This is a genomic window from Enterobacter sp. 5-4 (assembly GCF_000612205.1).
In the GTDB taxonomy this organism is placed as follows: domain Bacteria; phylum Pseudomonadota; class Gammaproteobacteria; order Enterobacterales; family Enterobacteriaceae; genus Enterobacter; species Enterobacter roggenkampii.
Map to the genome: position 1 here is coordinate 299008 of NZ_JFHW01000010.1, position 18045 is coordinate 317052.

Sequence of the window (18045 nt, forward strand, 5' to 3'; positions counted from 1 at the left end):
AACCTTCTGGTTTTTCATCCTCTTTCAGTCAGTTAGCCTAAAATTGTTAGGTCGATAACGAAATTCAACTGAGAGCAGGGGAAAACACCATGCAAAATAAATTACTGATCGCCACCCTTCTTGCCGCTACTGCAACGTTTACCGTCGCGGGCTGTTCCTCTAACCAGGCAGTGAAAACCACCGATGGCAAAACCATTGTCACCGACGGAAAACCACAGGTCGATGACGATACCGGTCTGGTGTCGTATAAAAATGCGGAAACGGGTCAGACCGAGCAGATCAACCGCGATCAGGTGAAATCAATGGGCGAGCTGGATAACTAATAAAAAAAGCCGTGGCGTTTGCCACGGCTTTTAGTCTTTCAGGAACGATTACCAGCGGTGGTTCAGCAGGATATGACCGCCATAAGCAGCATAGCTGTTCTCACCCCACTCGCCGCTGGCGCGCAGGGAGAGCGTCGTGGTTTCGTTCAGGTTGCCGGTGACGCCCAGCTCTAACTGACCACGATCTTCCGGCGTATCGTTGCTGACGGTCTCGCCGTTAAACGCCAGATCGTTCTGACCTGCGCCTTTCAGCCAGTTCACGGCAACGTACGGCTGCCAGGCTTTCACGTCTTTCTGTTCGAAGTAGCTTGATTTGACGCCCAGACGACCAAACAGACCGTCGTTGTCCAGCGTGGTAATCCGCACGCCGTCGCGATCGGTATGGTTTTCCTGATCCAGATAGCTGTAGATAACCTGCGCCTGAGGTTCGATTTTCCAGGTGCGCTCATTTTCTGAATCAATCACCCATGCATGGCCCACTTCGACGGATGCCGCGAAGCCTTCACTGTCGTAATCTTCATCATTACGGTTGCTGGTCACTTTATTGTTGTACCAGCTATAGGCGGCCCAGGTATCAACGTAGCTGCCCAGACGCAGCTTCTGATCTTCCTGCCAGGTTGCATACAGGCCGACGTTAAAGCCATCCACTTTGCCCTGCGCATCACGTACGTTGTGTTTTGCATCAGAGTGGGTCTTCGCCTGACCTGCCCCGAACATGCCACCCGCACGCAGGATGCCGTTGTCCATTGGCTTACTCATGAAGTCGCTGCCTACCTGAAGGACAGTGATGGTGGTGTCATAGCTGACTTTGTCACCGCCCGCATTGTTTTCATGGTAGCGGCCTTTGACGTACATCCAGGTGTTGAGATCTTCCTCGTTACGGAAGGTGATCTGATCGCGATCGTCACGCTTGTGCAGGAACATGCTCTGCGCGGCAAGGTAGTTACCTAAGTAAGCGCCGACCTCAGGAGCCATGACTTCGGGACCGCTATTGCTGCCGTTGTCGGTGTTACCACCGTTGTCAGTGTTACTGCCGTTGTCGGTGTTACTGCCGTTGTCGGTATTACCGCCATTGTCGGTGTTACTGCCGTTGTCGGTATTACCACCGTTGTCGGTATTATTGCCGTTGTCGGTATCGGTATCGTCTGCCGGAATGTCTGATGGCGTTGCCTTCGATTCCAGATACCAGTTTCCGTCGCCGTGCTGATAAAGATTATACTCATACGCACCCGCAACAACCGGTTTTGCCAGGGTGAGCTGAGCTTCTGAACTGCCGCCAACTCTGACAATTTCCATACCGTTTACGGTTTGCGCGCCCAGCCCCCCCATGTTGCTGACGCTGACCCCGGATTGGCCAAAGCTGCTCCCGGTGATGGTGAGATGGTCGGTTGGTGCATTATCCTCACCGAGCGTACTGTTTAACACGATCTGGCTGCCCGCGGAGCCGGTATAGTCGCCGTTAATGGTGAAATTGTTGCCAACGCTGTTATTGGCGGCGCTGAGTAACAGCGTGCCGCCATTAGTCACGTTGCCGTTGATAGTATCAACGCCGGCAGCGCTGAGCGTGGCGTTACCCTGGACTGCATTCCATGCCGCCAGCGTACCGCCGTTAAGAATGGCAATGTTATTGTTAACTTCACCTGCGGTTGCAAAGGTCGCGCCGTTATCAATGGTCACGGTGGCGTTACTGCCCTTGACACCGAGTGTTGCTCCTGAAGATACCAGCGTAGTGCCGCCGTGAAGAACCGTATCCCCTGTATAGCTATTTTTGCCCGTCAGGGTCAGCGTGTTGGAATCAACTTTTTCGACGTTACCGCTACCGGTCATATTGGTGGCGAAAGTGAAATTGCTTCCCTGATTAAAAGTGACGGTACCGTTGTTGGTGAGTCCACCGCTGAGCGTCGCTGTTTTTTCGCCATCACCAAGTTGCAGCAAGGCGTCTTTGGCCACCCGTGTAATACCGGTATTCGATACCGCGCCAGACAGGGTTAATGCGCCCGTGTTTATCAGCAAGGAGTCGCCTGAGCCAATTATGTCAAGCTTGCCTGACAGTGCCCAGCTTTCGCCGTTCATTGTGACACTGGCAAAACCATCGCCTTCATTCAGACCAGTAAAGTTACTGTCTTCCGAACCCATGCCGAGCAATTCCAGGGTATTTCCTTTGGAATTTGTGGAAATTACGTCACCGATGAGATTGGAGCCAGTGTCGAGAAGTAACGCGTTATTTTTATCGCTGGCAAACATAATGGCATTTTTTTCACCACTAATCGTTCCGCTATTCTTTATATCTAATTTTGCAGTATCTTTTACATTGATACCGTTCTGGGTTCCCTGTACAGTGGCACTGTTAAACACCTTGGTGTTGCCATTAGTTGCCATAATAGCATCACCGTTTGTACCGATAACTTTGCCACTGTTATTAATGCCAATACCAACCTGAGTACTTAAACCTGTTTTTCCTTTTATCATTCCAGTGCTGGTGTTGATAATGTTTACTGCGGATGAGTTTTCGCTGACAAAGATGCCATTTTCCGCACCGATAATGTTTCCACTGTTATTAAAGTCCCCGAGTATTGACTGAATGTTAACTGCATTCGCGGTGGTGGAGGAAATATTTGCACCGATGCCGTTATTAATTACAATGCGCTGTACACTAGTATTAATATCCAGGCCATTTCCCGTGCCAGAAATATTCCCATTATTAGTGGCATTTGTGATGGTAAACCCAGAGATAGATACCGCAGCTTCACTATCGGCGGAGGAGATTGTCACGTCTTTATTAATAATATATTCAGCATCGACTGAGAAATCTTGAGGAACAGAAGTTGATTGCTCAATCGTTGCAGAAAACGCAACCGTAGGGGTGAATATCAACAAGGCAGGAAATATCTTCCCCAGAGTTTTGGTTGTATTATTTAATTTGAAGAATTTATTGCTCATGTACACATCCATTTGAGAGAGAAGGAACATCAGATAACGTGCGAAAACGTATATTGGCCGTCTTAATGCGTAAGCTCAAAATAAAAAGCATAAAATTATTATATTTTCAATGGTTTATGTACAGGTTGATTTGTTAAATAATGACTTAAGCCTCTCTAAAAATATCTGCTGATAATATGAATAGGCATAACTATTTTGTGGGGTGAATTTATCGCGCGCATGGTTCTTCTTGTTTTGCGCCACTGTTGCAGCTAAAGCGGGGGCGGTTGTCAATGCTTGCATTTTACTTTGAAGCGTTAGATAGCCCCTTTCAGTCGGGGTGTTAACTGTTTACACTCATTACTACAACAAAAGTAAAAGACAGGCATATTCATGATTCTGATAATTTACGCGCACCCCTATCCGCAGCACTCGCATGCGAATAAGCGGATGCTTGAGCAGGTAAGGACGCTTGAAAACGTCGAGATACGTTCCCTCTATCAACTCTATCCCGATTTCAACATCGATATTGCCGCCGAACAGGAGGCGCTCTCCCGTGCCGATCTGATCGTCTGGCAGCATCCCATGCAGTGGTACAGCACGCCCCCACTCCTGAAATTGTGGATTGATAAAGTCTTCTCCCACGGCTGGGCGTATGGCCACAATGGCCATGCGCTAAAAGGGAAAAGCCTGATGTGGGCGGTCACCACGGGTGGAGGGGAAAGCCACTTTGATATTGGTTCCTTCCCGGGGTTTGAGGTTCTGGCACAGCCGCTGCAGGCGACCGCACTTTATTGCGGGCTGAACTGGCTCCCGCCTTTTGCGATGCACTGCACTTTTGTCTGCGACGATGAAACGCTGCAGGCGCAGGCGCGCCATTATAAACAACGCTTACTTGAGTGGCAGGAGGCGCACCATGGATAGCCATACGCTGATACAGGCGCTGATATACCTCGGCGCGGCGGCGCTGATTGTGCCCGTGGCGGTTCGCCTGGGACTGGGCTCTGTTCTCGGCTATCTGATTGCGGGCTGCGTCATTGGGCCGTGGGGCTTTCGACTGGTGACGGATGCAGAGGCAATCCTCCATTTCGCTGAAATCGGCGTTGTGCTGATGCTCTTTGTGATTGGTCTGGAACTCGATCCGCAGCGCCTGTGGAAGCTTCGCGTCTCGGTGTTTGGCGGCGGGGCGCTGCAGATGGTGGCCTGCGGCCTGCTGCTGGGTGGGTTCTGCATCCTGCTGGGCATGGACTGGAAAGTGGCAGAGCTTATCGGCATGACGCTGGCGCTCTCCTCGACCGCCATTGCCATGCAGGCCATGAACGAGCGCAATCTGACGGTCTCCCAGATGGGACGCAGCGCGTTCTCGGTGCTGCTGTTCCAGGACATTGCCGCTATCCCGCTGGTGGCGATGATCCCACTGCTGGCGGCCAGCGGTTCCGCCACGACGCTGGGGGCGTTTGCGCTGTCGGCATTAAAAGTGGTGGGGGCGCTGGCGCTGGTGGTGCTGCTTGGTCGCTACGTCACCCGTCCGCTGCTGCGGTTCGTTGCCCGCTCGGGCCTTCGCGAAGTGTTCAGCGCCGTGGCGCTCTTCCTGGTGTTTGGCTTTGGTTTGCTGCTGGAGGAAGCCGGGCTGTCGATGGCGATGGGGGCGTTCCTCGCAGGCGTTCTGCTGGCGAGTTCCGAATACCGTCACGCGCTGGAAAGCGATATTGAGCCGTTTAAAGGCTTGCTGCTTGGGCTGTTTTTCATCGGCGTGGGGATGTCCGTCGACTTCGGCACGCTGGTGACGCACCCGCTGCGGATCGTCATCCTGCTGGTTGGCTTCCTGATCATTAAAATGGCGATGCTGTGGCTGATTGCGCGTCCGCTCAAGGTGCCGAATAAGCAGCGCAGCTGGTTTGCGGTTCTGCTGGGGCAGGGGAGTGAATTTGCGTTTGTGGTCTTTGGCGCAGCACAGATGGCAAACGTCCTCGACCCAGAGTGGGCGAAAGCGCTGACGCTCGCGGTCGCGCTGTCGATGGCCGCGACGCCTATTCTGCTGGTGGTGCTGACGCGTCTGGAAAAATCGGGTAGCGAGCAGGAGCGCGAAGCCGATGAAATTGACGAAGAGCAGCCGCGCGTCATTATTGCCGGATTTGGCCGCTACGGGCAGATCGTTGGCCGTCTGCTGCTGTCCAGCGGGGTGAAAATGGTTATCCTCGATCACGACCCCGACCATGTCGATACCCTGCGAAAATTTGATATGAAGGTGTTTTACGGCGATGCGACCCGCGTCGATCTGCTGGAATCTGCCGGGGCGGCAAAAGCGGAGGTATTGATTAACGCCATTGACGATCCGGAGACCAGCCTGCAGATGGTGGAAATGGCGAAAGAACATTTCCCGAATCTGACCATCATTTCCCGCGCCCGCGATGTGGATCACTATATCCGGCTGCGGCAGGCGGGGGTAGAAGCACCGGAGCGTGAAACCTTTGAGGGCGCGCTGAAGTCTGGCCGCATGGCGCTGGAAAATCTGGGGCTCGGCGCGTACGAAGCGCGCGAGCGTGCGGACCTGTTCCGCCGCTTTAACACCGAGATGGTCGAAGAGATGGCGGCCATGGCCGGGAGTACGGCCACTGAGCGTGCGGCGGTGTTTAAACGCACCAGCGCGATGCTGACGGAAATCATTAACGAGGACCGTAATCACCTGTCGCTGATCCAGCGTCACGGCTGGCAGGGAACGGAAGAGGGCAAGCATACCGGGGATCCGGCTGACGAGCCGGAGAGTAAACCTTCCGCGTGAAGTGGAGTTGCCAGCAATAATAAAAAATTTCTTTATCTTTACCCTGCCGCCAGTCGACGAAAGATTAAGCTTTCCGTATAGTGGCGGCAATTTTTTGCATCCGGGAAATTTTCAATGATCAGTCTGATTGCAGCGCTGGCGGTGGACCGCGTTATCGGTATGGAAAATGCCATGCCGTGGAACCTGCCTGCCGATCTCGCATGGTTTAAACGTACTACGTTAAACAAGCCGGTAGTGATGGGCCGCCTGACCTGGGAGTCGATTGGTCGTCCATTGCCGGGTCGTAAAAATATCATTATCAGCAGCCAGCCGGGCACTGACGATCGCGTCGAATGGGTAAAATCAGTCGACGAGGCGATTGCTGCATGCGGCAATGCCGAAGAGATCATGGTGATTGGCGGCGGGCGCGTGTACGAGCAGTTCCTGCCAAAAGCGCAGAAGCTGTATCTGACCCACATTGATGCGGAAGTGGAAGGGGATACCCATTTCCCTGACTACGATCCGGACGAGTGGGAATCGGTATTCAGTGAATTCCACGACGCGGATGCACAGAACTCCCACAGCTACTGCTTCGAGATTCTGGAACGTCGTTAAGTGATTTTTTCCCTCTCCCGGCCGGGAGAGGGAAGTGCATATCAGGAGGCAACCGCCTCGTCTTCCCCTAAGTCCAGCTGTCGGTTGGACGGCTGAACAAAGTAAGTTTTATCTTCCCAGCGTAAGCAGGTTAACTCTCCGCCCCAGCAGCATCCGGTATCCAGACCGTAGATCCCTTCCGGTGTTCCTTTTCCTTCCAGTGCAGCCCAGTGACCAAATACCACGTTGTACTCACTTGTCACCGGCCCCGGAATGGCAAACCACGGTTTTAGCGGAGCGGGCGCGCTCTCCGGCGTCTCTTTGGAATACATGTCCAGCTGTCCGTTCGGGAAGCAGAAACGCATGCGGGTGAAGGCGTTGGTAATAAAGCGCAGACGCGCCAGACCGCTGAGATCCTCGCTCCAGTGGTTCGGCATATCGCCGTACATGGCATCGAGGAAGAAAGGATAGGAGTCGCTCGCCAGCACCGCCTCAACGTCGCGCGCACAGGTTTTCGCCGTCTCAAGATCCCATTGTGGCGTGATCCCGGCATGCGCCATGACCAGCTTTTTCTCTTCGTCGACCTGCAGCAGCGGCTGACGGCGCAGCCAGTTAATCAGATCGTCGGCATCTGGCGCATCCAGCAGCGGGGTGAGGCGATCTTTAGGTTTGTTGCGGCTGATCCCGGCGAACACCGCCAGCAGATGCAGATCGTGATTGCCCAGCACCATGCGCACGCTGTCGCCTAGCGATTTGACGAAACGTAATACTTCAAGGGAGCCGGGGCCACGCGCGACTAAATCGCCCGTCAGCCAGAGTGTGTCCTGTCCTGGCGTAAAGTCGACCTGTTTTAATAATGCGATCAGTTCATCGTAGCAACCGTGAACGTCGCCAATCAGATATGTAGACATTAGATTAATGAATGAGTGTGGTTACGGCGAGACGGAACACCGGAATGGCAACGCGGAAATCATTGCCATCGACGTCGACCATTTCATAATGGCCTTGCATGGTACCCATCGGCGTTTCAATCACCGCGCCGCTGGTGTACTGGTACTCTTCGCCAGGGGCGATATGAGGCTGTTCACCGACCACACCTTCCCCCTGGACTTCGATTTCGCGGCCATTGCCGTTGGTGATAAGCCAGTAGCGACCGCGCAGCTGCACGGGCGTCCGCCCCAGATTGCGAATGGTCACGGTGTAAGCAAAGACAAAACGTTCTTCATCCGGTGAGGACTGTGATTCAACATAAACGCTTTGTACATGGACACATACGCGGGGCGAATCAATCATGGCTTAACTCTCCTTCGGCGGCGCATTTTCGCTGATGTAATTAGCCAGCTTGCAGTATTGCTCTACGGAGATGTTCTCCGCACGCATTGCCGGGTCGATCCCAAGCTCAGCTAACACCTCAACGGTGAAGGAATTGCTGAGGCTGTTACGGATCGTTTTACGACGCTGGTTAAAGGCTTCAGTGGTGATGCGGCTCAGTACACGCAGATCTTTTACCGGGTACGGTTTCGTTTTGTGCGGCACAAGGCGCACAACCGCTGAATCCACTTTCGGTGGTGGTGTGAACGCTGACGGCGGTACTTCGAGTACCGGGATCACGTTGCAGTAATATTGCGCCATCACGCTTAAACGACCATACGCTTTACTGTTCGGGCCTGCAACCAGGCGGTTAACCACCTCTTTTTGCAACATGAAGTGCATGTCGGCAATGGCATCAGTATAGCTAAAGAGGTGGAACATGAGCGGCGTGGAGATGTTATACGGCAGGTTGCCGAATACGCGCAGCGGCTGACCCATTTTTTCTGACAGTTCGCCGAAGTTCATGGTCATGGCGTCCTGCTGATAGATGGTCAGCTTCGGCCCGAGGAACGGGTGCGTTTGCAGGCGTGCGGCCAGATCGCGGTCCAGTTCGATGACGGTCAGTTCGTCGAGGCGTTCGCCTACCGGCTCGGTCAGTGCGGCAAGGCCCGGGCCGATTTCGACCATCGCCTGGCCTTTTTGTGGATTAATAGCCGAGACAATGCTTTCGATCACGAACTGATCGTTAAGGAAGTTTTGCCCGAAACGTTTACGGGCTAAGTGGCCCTGATGGACTCGATTAGTCATTGAGTATTAACAATCATTTTGATGGCGAGATTAAGCGCCGTAATAAAACTGCCGACATCCGCCTTCCCCTGGCCTGCCAGATCCAGCGCAGTACCGTGGTCAACGGACGTTCGAATAAAGGGTAAACCGAGGGTGATATTCACGCCGCGGCCAAAGCCCTGGTATTTTAGCACGGGCAGGCCCTGATCGTGGTACATCGCGAGCACGGCGTCGGCATTATCCAGGTATTTCGGCTGGAAAAGGGTATCAGCAGGCAGCGGACCGCTGAGATTCATCCCCTTCGCCCGCATTTCGTTGAGTACCGGAATGATGGTGTCGATCTCTTCGGTACCCATGTGCCCGCCTTCGCCGGCGTGCGGATTCAGGCCGCAGACCAGCACATGCGGCTGCGGGATCCCAAATTTTGTCTGCAGATCGTGATGCAAAATCCCGATGATCTCGCGCAGGAGTTCAGGCGTGATCGCATCAGGAATCGCTTTGATCGGCAGATGGGTGGTCACCAGCGCAACGCGCATTTCTTCCGTCGCCAGCATCATCACCACTTTCGGACTGTGCGAGCGCTCTTCAAAGAACTCCGTATGCCCGGTAAACGGTATGCCCGCTTCGTTGATCACGCCTTTGTGGACGGGGCCGGTAATCAGGGCGGCAAATTCGCCCTTCAGGCAACCGTCGCAGGCGCGCGCAAGGGTTTCAACGACATAGTGGCCGTTTTCCGTGCTGAGCTGGCCGGGAATGACCGGCGTACGAAGGGGAACAGAAAGAAGGGTGAGGGTACCGGCTTGCTGCGGTGCAGGCTGTTGACCTTCAACGTAAGGGATGAGCGTTAAAGGCAGACCGAGCAGCGCTGCCCGGTCTTGTAACAGTGTTGCATCGGCGCAGACAACCAGTTCTACTGGCCAGCTGCGCTGGGCAAGCTGGACAACGAGGTCAGGCCCAATCCCGGCGGGTTCGCCGGGCGTGATAACAACACGATGCTGTTTCATTAGTTGCTCAGCACTTTCACGTAAGCACTGGCGCGTTGTTCCTGCATCCAGGTGGCTGCTTCTTCAGAGAACTTACGGTTAAACAGCATGCGGTAGGCTCTGTCTTTTTGTGCTGCATCCGTTTTATCAACGTTACGAGTGTCCATCAACTCGATCAGATGCCAGCCAAACGAAGAGTGGACCGGCGCGCTGATCTGGCCTTTGTTCAGCTTCATCAACGCGTCACGGAAGGCAGGATCGTAAATATCCGCCGCTGCCCAGCCCAGATCGCCACCCTGGTTAGCAGAGCCAGGATCCTGAGAGAACTCTTTTGCTGCTTTCGCAAACGAGGTTTTACCGCTCTTAATATCTGCCGCAATCTGTTCCAGCTTCGCACGCGCCTGATCGTCAGTCATGATTGGTGACGGCTTCAGCAGAATGTGGCGAGCGTGAACTTCGGTAACGGAGATATTTTGGCTCTGGCCGCGCAGATCGTTCACTTTCAGAATGTGGAAGCCCACGCCTGAACGGATTGGACCGACGATATCGCCTTTCTTAGCCGTGCTCAGTGCCTGAGCAAAGAGGGATGGCAGCTCCTGAATACGTCCCCAGCCCATCAGGCCGCCTTTCAGCGCCTGTTGGTCTGCGGAGTAGGTGATGGCCAGCTTGCCAAAGTCACCGCCGTTACGCGCCTGTTCGACAATTGAACGTGCCTGGCTTTCTGCTTCCGCAGCCTGATCGGACGTAGGGTTCTCTGGCAGTGGGATCAGAATGTGGCTCAGGTTCAGCTCTGTGCTTGCATCGTTCTGGTTACCCACCTGTTTTGCCAGCGCGTCCACTTCCTGAGGCAGGATAGTAACGCGGCGACGCACTTCGTTGTTACGCACTTCCGAAATCAGCATCTCTTTACGGATCTGGTTACGGTAGGTAGCGTAGCTGATGCCGTCATAGGCCAGACGGCTGCGCATCTGGTCTAAAGACATATTGTTCTGCTTTGCGATGTTAGCGATCGCCTGATCGAGCTGCTCGTCAGTAACCTTCACACCCATTTTCTGCCCCATCTGAAGAACGATCTGATCCATGATCAGGCGTTCCAGGATCTGGTGGCGCAGCGTAGCGTCATCCGGAAGCTGCTGACCCGCTTCGCCCGAATTGAGCTTCACCGATTTCATCAGACCGTCAACGTCACTTTCAAGCACGACGCCGTTGTTAACCACAGCAGCGACTTTATCAACAACCTGGGGGGCCGCGAAGCTGGTATTCGCAACCATAGCGACACCGAGCAGCAGCGTTTTCCAGTTCTTCATACTTTTTCCATTTCAATTAACCGCAAAGCGGATTACGTTGCAAATCAAGCACATTACAAGGAACTGCGGTAAGGCAGAATGTTCGAGCGCAGCATTTTCTGCGTACCCAGACCGTAGTTGGAACTCAGGCCGCGTAACTCGAAGTTAAAGCCAATCACGTTATCGTATTTGCTCTGATTGTTTTCCCAGCCGTTAAGCTTACGTTCGTAACCGACACGCAGCGCGTAGCAGCAGGAGTTATATTGCAGCCCCAACATCTGGTCAGCAGCTTTATTGGTGTTAGTGTCAAAGTAGTAAGCGCCTACGATTGACCAACGGTCGGCGATAGGCCAACTCGCTGCCGCACCGACCTGAGAAATACCATCCGAATATTGCGGTGATTTCCAGTAGTTGATGCTGTTCTGGTCATTGCTTTTCGGTAGCGTTGCCTGAATGTATTCCGGGCTAGCGTAGCGATAGCTTACCTGAATCATGCGATCTTCATCACGACGATACTCTATGGCGGCACTACTGTTAGCAACGTTGTCGAGACGCGTGTCATATTGCACGCCGCCACGCAGGCCCCAACGGTCAGTCATACGCCAGTAGGTATCTCCCGCCCAAACTATCGATCCCGTTTTGTTGTCTTTCTCCCACTGAATATTGTCATCGCCCGTGCGAGACTCTGTGAAGTAGTAGATTTGACCCACAGAAACGTTAAAACGTTCAACGGCTGCATCATCATAAACACGTGTTGTGACGCCGGTCGTTAACTGGTTCGCTGAGGCGATACGGTCCAGACCACCGTAAGTACGGTCACGGAACAGACCACTATAGTCAGACTGCAGTAAAGAGGAGTCGTAGTTCTGAATATTGCTCTGGTCGCGGTATGGCACGTACAAATACTGCATCCGCGGTTCAAGCGTCTGGGTATAACCATCCGCCAGCAGGGCCATATCACGCTCGAAAATCAGCTTGCCGTCCATTTTAAACTGAGGGAGCGTTCGGTTGACCGACTCTTCCAGATGCGCACTGTTAGTTGAGTTGTAATTATCAAGATTTTTTTGCTGATAGTGAGTCGCCATCAGCTTGGCTTCGGTATTCAGGCTTGCCCAGTCGTTAGACCACGGCAGATTGATCGTCGGCTCAAGGTGAACACGCGTGGCTTCAGGCATGTCCGAATCCGTGTTAACGAAATGCACTGCCTGAGCGTAAATCCGGGTGTCGAATGGACCTACGTCATTCTGGTACCAGTTGACGTCCAGCTGTGGCTCAGCACCATAGGTAGGCGTGGACTGGTCAGAAAACACCTGGAATTTCTTGGTCGAGACGGTTGCATCAAAATTCTGCACCGCATAGCCTACGCTGAATTTCTGCGTGGCATAGCCATCAGTACTCGAGCCGTATTTGGACGAAAAGTCATTAAAATAAGCCGAATCGCTGACTTTGGTGTAATCAACATTAAAGCGCCACACCTGATCCATCACCCCGGAATGCTGCCAGTAGTACAGCCAGCGGTGACGGTTATCACCAGAAACGTTTCTGGCGTCGTCCTTGTAAACGTTATCCGACGGCAGATAATCCAGCTCCATCAGACCCGCACCTGCCTGAGTCAGATAGCGGAACTCGTTCTCCCACATGACGTTACCGCGCTTGTGGATATAGTGCGGCGTGATCGTCGCATCCATGTTAGGCGCGATGTTCCAGTAATACGGCAGGTAGAACTCAAAGTAGTTCGTGGTGCTGTATTTGGCATTCGGGATCAGGAAACCGGAGCGACGTTTGTCACCCACCGGAAGCTGCAGATAAGGGCTGTAGAATATGGGGACCGGACCCACCTTGAAGCGGGCGTTCCAGATCTCTGCGACCTGCTCTTCGCGGTCATGGATAACTTCGCTCCCGACCACGCTCCAGGTATTTGAACCCGGCAGACACGACGTGAACGTGCCATTTTCCAGGATCGTATAGCGGTTTTCACCGCGCTGTTTCATCAGGTCCGCGTCACCGCGCCCCTGGCGACCCACCATCTGGTAATCACCTTTCCAGACGTTAGTGTCTTTGGTATTCAGGTTTGACCAGGCTTTCGGACCTTTCAGGATGACCTGATTGTCGTCATAGTGCACATTACCCAGCGCATCCACCGTTCGTACCGGCTCGGCCGCACCTTCCGGCTGCTTCTGGTGCAACTGCACTTCATCTGCCTGCAGGCGGCTATTGCCCTGGTTAATATCGACATTGCCTGTAAAGGTGGCATTGTCAGGGTAAGTCCCTTTTGAACTGTCGGCAGTAATGGTTACCGGCAAGCTATTGGTATCGCCACTCACCAGTGGGCGATTATAACTTGGGACGCCAAGCATGCACTGCGAGGCGAGATCGGCCGCCAGCCCCTGTTGACTGTACAGGGCGGTGCCAATCATTGTGGCCAGGAGGGTGGGGATACGTTTTTTCATACGTTGTATTTTATTGTTCCGTCATCAGTGGCTACGGCTTACAAACGCTCAGAGACTATCTTACTCATCTGCGCAGTACCAGCGTTAATCCTGCCCGTTTGCGTGCCAGAGTGTTAGGCTCGCTATCGAATGACGAGTATGATAAAGCAAATTATAGGCGATGTCCTTCAATTGACCGTGACTTGAACACAGTGATGATGACGTTGCGTCGGCCAGGAATATGACTATCCGGGGAGTATATGCAGTATTGGGGTAAAATAATCGGCGTTGCGTTCGCCATCATCATGGGTGCCGGGTTCTGGGGAATAGTGCTGGGGCTTATTATTGGCCATATGTTTGATAAGGCGCGCAGCCGTAAAATGGCCTGGTTTGCCAACCAGCGCGAGCGCCAGTCACTCTTTTTCTCCACCACTTTTGAGGTGATGGGGCATTTAACCAAATCCAAAGGGCGCGTCACGGAAGCCGATATTCAGATTGCCAGCGTCTTTATGGATCGCATGAATCTGCACGGTGACTCCCGCCTGGAGGCGCAAAATGCGTTTCGCATCGGGAAATCCGATAACTACCCGCTTCGCGAAAAAATGCGCCAGTTCCGCAGCATCTGCTTCGGCCGTTTTGATTTAATTCGGATGTTTCTGGAAATTCAGATTCAGGCGGCCTTCGCCGACGGCTCGCTTCACCCTAACGAACGCGATGTTTTATACGTGATTGCGGAAGAGCTGGGTATCTCCCGTATGCAGTTCGATCAGTTCCTGCGCATGATGCAGGGTGGCGCGCAGTTTGGCGGCGGGTATCACCAGCAGTCTTCTGGCGGTGCCTGGCAGCAGGCGCAGCGTGGTCCGACGCTGGAAGATGCCTGCAACGTGCTTGGCGTAAAACCCTCTGACGATCAGACCACCATCAAACGTGCCTATCGTAAGCTCATGAGCGAGCACCATCCAGACAAGCTCGTTGCAAAAGGCTTACCGCCTGAAATGATGGAGATGGCGAAGCAAAAAGCGCAGGAAATTCAGAAAGCGTACGAGCTGATTAAAGAGAAGAAAGGCTTCAAATAAGCCCCTTTTTAGAATGATGAAGGGCCTGACAGCATGAGCTGCCAGGCCCTTTATACAGCGTTACCAGCTGTAGCGCACGTTCAGGCTACCGTTTACATCGCTGTAATCATTATCACCTTTCTGTCCGGAGACCTGGGCAATAACGCTCCATTGCTTGCTCACATTTGCCTGAATACCCGCTTTCAGCTCCGCACGATCGGCAGGAAGGTCCTGTTTGATCTGTGTGTCACCAAAGTTGACTGCCGTGTCTTCAGAGGTATGCAGCCAGTTGGCCTCCGCAAACGGCTGGATAACCGCGTCGTTCGACTTATTCATCTTGCTGTCAATGCGCAGGCCTAAACGGGTGGTCCAGCTTTCGCCGTTTTGCCCATCAATCGTCGTGCCGCTGCTGTCTTTGATGTCATCCGCACTGTAATCCTGCCAGACGACCTGTGCCTGCGGCGTGAGGCTCAGCGTGTTGTCGCCGAGTGCGATATCGTAGCGGTAGCCTGTTTCCAGCGAAACGGCGTTGGCGTTTGAATCGTAATCCGTTGAGCCAACGTCACCGTTATCTACGCTGTTGTGGTACATCCCATACTGATACCAACTGTCGACATAAAAACCCTGATGCTGTCGGGCATCGGCAAACCACGTTGCATAGACTCCGAGGTTATAGCCATCGACTTTACCGTCAGCGCTAAAGCGGCTGCCGTCAGCACCTTTATTGCCAGTGCTGTCGCTGCTGGCGTTGATATAGCTACCCATAACCCCGACCACCAGGCTTTGTTCGCCGTTGTTCCAGGCGGCAACATCGCCCCCAATCTGGAACTGGGAGTAGTTGCTGTCGATATCAATATTGCTCTCTGCTGCAGTAGACTGGTTCTTACCTGCTTTGAAACGCGCCCATGTCGTGCCGTTTTCCGATTTGAACTGACTGCCTTCTCGGTCTGACAGGGTCTGCATTTGCAGATCGCGAGCCAGCCACTGGTTGCTGAGGTATGAACCGATATCGGCACGATACTGAGGCGTTACGTCGCCATTATCACTCGTGGCCTGGGAACGAAGATACCAGTCCCCTGAGTCCTGATACAGGCGGTATTCGTAGGCGTTAATCTGGACCTGATTACCCTGAACAAAGGTACCGTTTGATGCACCGCCGACCTGAATCACTTCAATACCGTTTTGGGTCAGTGCGCCCTGACCACCAACGTTGTTAATGTACAGGGTGGTGTTCCCGGACGTATTCCCCGTAATGTTAAGCATATCGGTTGGAGACGTGTCGTCGCCTAACTGCGTATTTAGCGTCACAGAACCCTGGTTGCTGGTGTAATCGCCGTTTACGATCAGCGTGTTGCCGGTCGTCGCACCATTGGTTCCTTCAATATTGCCGCTGACAATGCTGCCTGCGTTGCTCAGATCGCCATTGATCGTTAGCGTGTCGTTGAACTGAACGGTGCCCTTGTTATTAACATTGCCGTTCACCACACCGCTGGAACCGCCAAACGTGGCGCCTGCCGCGACATTCACGGCCTGCTCGCTGTTTTGTACGCCGATAACGCCGGCCTCGTCCAGCCAGAGCGTGCCCTGGTTGACATCCGTTGTGCCGCTGTAACTGTTTACGGCATTAAGGATCAGCGTACCTTGCCCCTCTTTGGTCAGCGATTTTCCGTCCCATCCGGTCGTGGCTTCGGCATTTTGATCGACAAGCGCCGTGCTCAGCGTAAAGCTGCCGTCAGGATTGTTCAGAGTGAATGTGCCGTGAGCCGCTGTTGCCGCTGGGTTCTGGCTGGCATACCAGGTTAATGACGGTGTCAGGACGTAATTGGTCACGTCGGCGGGATCAATGGTGCCGCTAAAGGTGATGAAGTCAACGGAGCCAGATGCCATGCCCGCGACGGTGAGGTTGGTAAAATTGCCACTGATTGCATTTTCAGCGTCAATCACCGTGAAGGCGCTATCCGCGGAAAGCGTGCTGGCACTACCGTAACCTGTAATATTTAGTGTGCCATCAAGCGTCGCATTCTGAGCGACAATCGGCGCATCGGTCGCGTTTGCGTCAAGATAGACATCAGTTTGGCTGTTAGCCCGAAGGGTGAGATTACCGACATTGAGTGTACCAGTACTGCCGTTTTCATCGCCGAGTGTGATGCGTCCGCTGCTGGTAAGATTACCGACGCTGGAATCGGCCGTCAGCAGCCATTGGCTGTTCGCATCCAGCGTCATGCTGACGTTATCACCGCTGGCCTTAACGGCGCCGGACAGCTTGCTGTTTTCAGCGCGAAGGGTGACTGCATCAGTGGTATTGGCCACGGTGAGCAGATTGTCTGCGTTCATCGTTTGCACATTCTTCACGTTAATATCGGCAGATCCGGAATCCACCGCAAAAGCACTTCCTCCTGACGCGGTTGCCGTAATGCTCCCTCCGTCAATCGTAGCGACATTTTTTCCACCGCTGAACGAGAAGGCGACATTGCTACCGGAAACGTTGCTGTGGGTGACGGTCGCGCTGCTCGCGCTTTCTAAGGCAATGGCAGCAGATTGTTCGCTGGTGATATCTGTGTTGTTCGCCTCAAGGGCTCCACCGTGAGTCATCGCCACTGCCCGCGAATTTTCTCCGGACGCGATCGCTGAACCGTTATTCAGTACGAATGTGCTCTTTGCCCCGTCAGAGGATATTGCGTCAGCATTTTTCCCATGAGTGACGATATGAGTATCAGTGAGTTCTGCGCGTCCGGTATTCATTATGCCAACTGACTGCTCACCGTAAGTTTCAACGTGGGATGCCGCTAAATTAAATGTGTTGGTATAGTTTTGAATACCAAAGCTCTGACTTCCGGTAGTGGTAATCGTGACGTTTGAGCCGGTCAATTCACCGTCGTTATATATACCTGCATTACCAAAATCTCCCGTGGTGTTTATATTCACATTGTCTAATGAAAGGGTGGCATATCGGTTAACAATAGCCCGAGCCATGCCATACCCGGAAGTCGTAATGGTCGCGTTTTTTATCGTCAGGTCTGCGCCATTCAATATCTCAACACCATAAGAACCCTCTCCCGTCGCCGTATAGCTCCCCCCGTCAATGGTGCCTTTTGCATTAGAGCTAAACAATACGGCAGAGGCGATCTCGCCTTCCGTCGAAACGGTAAGGTTGTTCAACATGGCTTCTGAGTTATCACCGACAATGGTTATCGCATGACTGCCTTCCCCGGAAGTGCGGATTGTGGATCCCGAATCATCGAGCGTGATTTTCGCTCCATTCGACACGGATAGCCCCATGCCTGCATCCCCGGTTGTGGATATCGTTAAGGCGCCGTTATCGGTGATGATGACATCAGAGCCAGAGGCGGATACCGCCGAGGTATTAGGGCTCGTCGTTGAATATTCACCACTGATGGTATTACTACCCGGGACTGCAACAAACGTCGTGTCACTGGCGTGTGCGGTACTCACAACACCTGACAAGATAAACGTTGCGATCGCGCTTCCGGCGCGTACGCAGGATTTGACTTTGCTGTCTCCTTTTGAAAACTCCGAGGCAACGATGTACATATTTCTGGCGCAATTCCAGACGATGTTATACGAACGGTTCATACAC

General features: G+C 53.3%; 13 protein-coding genes. 5 read left to right on the forward strand and 8 right to left on the reverse strand.

Translation table 11 applies throughout. From position 1 onward, the window contains the following. The first annotated feature begins 89 nt into the window (after positions 1 to 89). A complete protein-coding gene (locus AA74_RS0107625) occupies positions 90 to 323 on the forward strand; it encodes a YgdI/YgdR family lipoprotein (protein WP_021240552.1) in 234 nt (77 codons plus the stop codon). Between the two features lie 48 nt (positions 324 to 371). On the opposite strand, the gene AA74_RS0107630 is transcribed toward AA74_RS0107625, so the two are convergent. Beyond that, positions 372 to 3263 (reverse strand): autotransporter outer membrane beta-barrel domain-containing protein, encoded by a 2892-nt coding sequence (locus tag AA74_RS0107630; RefSeq protein ID WP_025912151.1) that lies wholly within the window; start codon positions 3261 to 3263, stop codon positions 372 to 374. 372 nt (positions 3264 to 3635) lie between these two features. On the opposite strand from AA74_RS0107630, the gene kefF reads away from it, so the two are divergent. The 3 genes from kefF (at position 3636) to folA (ending at position 6618) form a co-directional block, all read left to right on the forward strand. Continuing rightward, positions 3636 to 4166 (forward strand): glutathione-regulated potassium-efflux system oxidoreductase KefF, encoded by a 531-nt coding sequence (gene kefF / locus AA74_RS0107635; RefSeq protein WP_008502025.1) that lies wholly within the window; start codon positions 3636 to 3638, stop codon positions 4164 to 4166. Then, complete coding sequence (gene kefC / locus AA74_RS0107640; RefSeq protein ID WP_025912152.1) at positions 4159 to 6024, forward strand: glutathione-regulated potassium-efflux system protein KefC; 1866 nt, start codon at positions 4159 to 4161, stop codon at positions 6022 to 6024. The genes kefF and kefC overlap by 8 nt, the downstream gene beginning before the upstream one ends. Positions 6025 to 6138: 114 nt before the next feature. After that, positions 6139 to 6618 (forward strand): type 3 dihydrofolate reductase, encoded by a 480-nt coding sequence (folA, locus tag AA74_RS0107645; protein ID WP_025912153.1) that lies wholly within the window; start codon positions 6139 to 6141, stop codon positions 6616 to 6618. Positions 6619 to 6659: 41 nt separating this feature from the next. On the opposite strand, the gene apaH is transcribed toward folA, so the two are convergent. The 6 genes from apaH to lptD are packed head-to-tail and all read right to left on the reverse strand — an operon-like array spanning position 6660 to position 13413. Beyond that, on the reverse strand, positions 6660 to 7508 hold the full coding sequence (gene apaH / locus AA74_RS0107650; protein ID WP_021240549.1) for a bis(5'-nucleosyl)-tetraphosphatase (symmetrical) ApaH: 849 nt from the start codon (positions 7506 to 7508) through the stop codon (positions 6660 to 6662). 4 nt (positions 7509 to 7512) lie between these two features. After that, positions 7513 to 7890, reverse strand: coding sequence for a Co2+/Mg2+ efflux protein ApaG (apaG, locus tag AA74_RS0107655; RefSeq protein ID WP_008502021.1), 378 nt, complete (start codon positions 7888 to 7890; stop codon positions 7513 to 7515). Positions 7891 to 7893: 3 nt separating this feature from the next. After that, positions 7894 to 8715, reverse strand: a complete 822-nt coding sequence (rsmA, locus tag AA74_RS0107660) for a 16S rRNA (adenine(1518)-N(6)/adenine(1519)-N(6))-dimethyltransferase RsmA (protein ID WP_008502020.1) — start codon at positions 8713 to 8715, stop codon at positions 7894 to 7896. Beyond that, positions 8712 to 9698, reverse strand: a complete 987-nt coding sequence (pdxA, locus tag AA74_RS0107665) for a 4-hydroxythreonine-4-phosphate dehydrogenase PdxA (RefSeq protein ID WP_008502019.1) — start codon at positions 9696 to 9698, stop codon at positions 8712 to 8714. The genes rsmA and pdxA overlap by 4 nt, the downstream gene beginning before the upstream one ends. Then, positions 9698 to 10984: a peptidylprolyl isomerase SurA gene (gene surA, locus AA74_RS0107670; RefSeq protein ID WP_025912154.1), complete on the reverse strand. Its 1287-nt coding sequence runs from the start codon at positions 10982 to 10984 to the stop codon at positions 9698 to 9700. Before surA ends, pdxA begins: the two co-directional genes overlap by 1 nt. A 53-nt stretch (positions 10985 to 11037) precedes the next feature. Further along, entirely contained in the window at positions 11038 to 13413 is a 2376-nt protein-coding gene (gene lptD, locus AA74_RS0107675; RefSeq protein WP_025912155.1) for an LPS assembly protein LptD, read from the reverse strand. 239 nt (positions 13414 to 13652) lie between these two features. Between lptD and djlA the strand changes: the two genes are divergently transcribed. Continuing rightward, complete coding sequence (gene djlA / locus AA74_RS0107680) at positions 13653 to 14468, forward strand: co-chaperone DjlA (RefSeq protein ID WP_008502016.1); 816 nt, start codon at positions 13653 to 13655, stop codon at positions 14466 to 14468. 60 nt (positions 14469 to 14528) lie between these two features. Here the strand turns inward: djlA and AA74_RS0107685 are convergent, their stop codons facing one another. Next, complete coding sequence (locus AA74_RS0107685) at positions 14529 to 18041, reverse strand: autotransporter outer membrane beta-barrel domain-containing protein (RefSeq protein WP_071998360.1); 3513 nt, start codon at positions 18039 to 18041, stop codon at positions 14529 to 14531. Positions 18042 to 18045 lie beyond the last annotated feature (4 nt).

Excerpts from the sequence above, each read along its gene's own strand:
- AA74_RS0107625 (WP_021240552.1), top strand. The coding sequence starts at position 90 with ATGCAAAATAAATTACTGATCGCCACCCTTCTTGCCGCTACTGCAACG.
- apaH (WP_021240549.1), bottom strand. The coding sequence starts at position 7,508 with ATGTCTACATATCTGATTGGCGACGTTCACGGTTGCTACGATGAACTG.
- AA74_RS0107685 (WP_071998360.1), bottom strand. The coding sequence starts at position 18,041 with ATGAACCGTTCGTATAACATCGTCTGGAATTGCGCCAGAAATATGTAC.
- apaG (WP_008502021.1), bottom strand. The coding sequence starts at position 7,890 with ATGATTGATTCGCCCCGCGTATGTGTCCATGTACAAAGCGTTTATGTT.
- AA74_RS0107630 (WP_025912151.1), bottom strand. The coding sequence starts at position 3,263 with ATGAGCAATAAATTCTTCAAATTAAATAATACAACCAAAACTCTGGGG.
- pdxA (WP_008502019.1), bottom strand. The coding sequence starts at position 9,698 with ATGAAACAGCATCGTGTTGTTATCACGCCCGGCGAACCCGCCGGGATT.
- kefF (WP_008502025.1), top strand. The coding sequence starts at position 3,636 with ATGATTCTGATAATTTACGCGCACCCCTATCCGCAGCACTCGCATGCG.
- djlA (WP_008502016.1), top strand. The coding sequence starts at position 13,653 with ATGCAGTATTGGGGTAAAATAATCGGCGTTGCGTTCGCCATCATCATG.
- folA (WP_025912153.1), top strand. The coding sequence starts at position 6,139 with ATGATCAGTCTGATTGCAGCGCTGGCGGTGGACCGCGTTATCGGTATG.
- rsmA (WP_008502020.1), bottom strand. The coding sequence starts at position 8,715 with ATGACTAATCGAGTCCATCAGGGCCACTTAGCCCGTAAACGTTTCGGG.
- kefC (WP_025912152.1), top strand. The coding sequence starts at position 4,159 with ATGGATAGCCATACGCTGATACAGGCGCTGATATACCTCGGCGCGGCG.
- lptD (WP_025912155.1), bottom strand. The coding sequence starts at position 13,413 with ATGAAAAAACGTATCCCCACCCTCCTGGCCACAATGATTGGCACCGCC.
- surA (WP_025912154.1), bottom strand. The coding sequence starts at position 10,984 with ATGAAGAACTGGAAAACGCTGCTGCTCGGTGTCGCTATGGTTGCGAAT.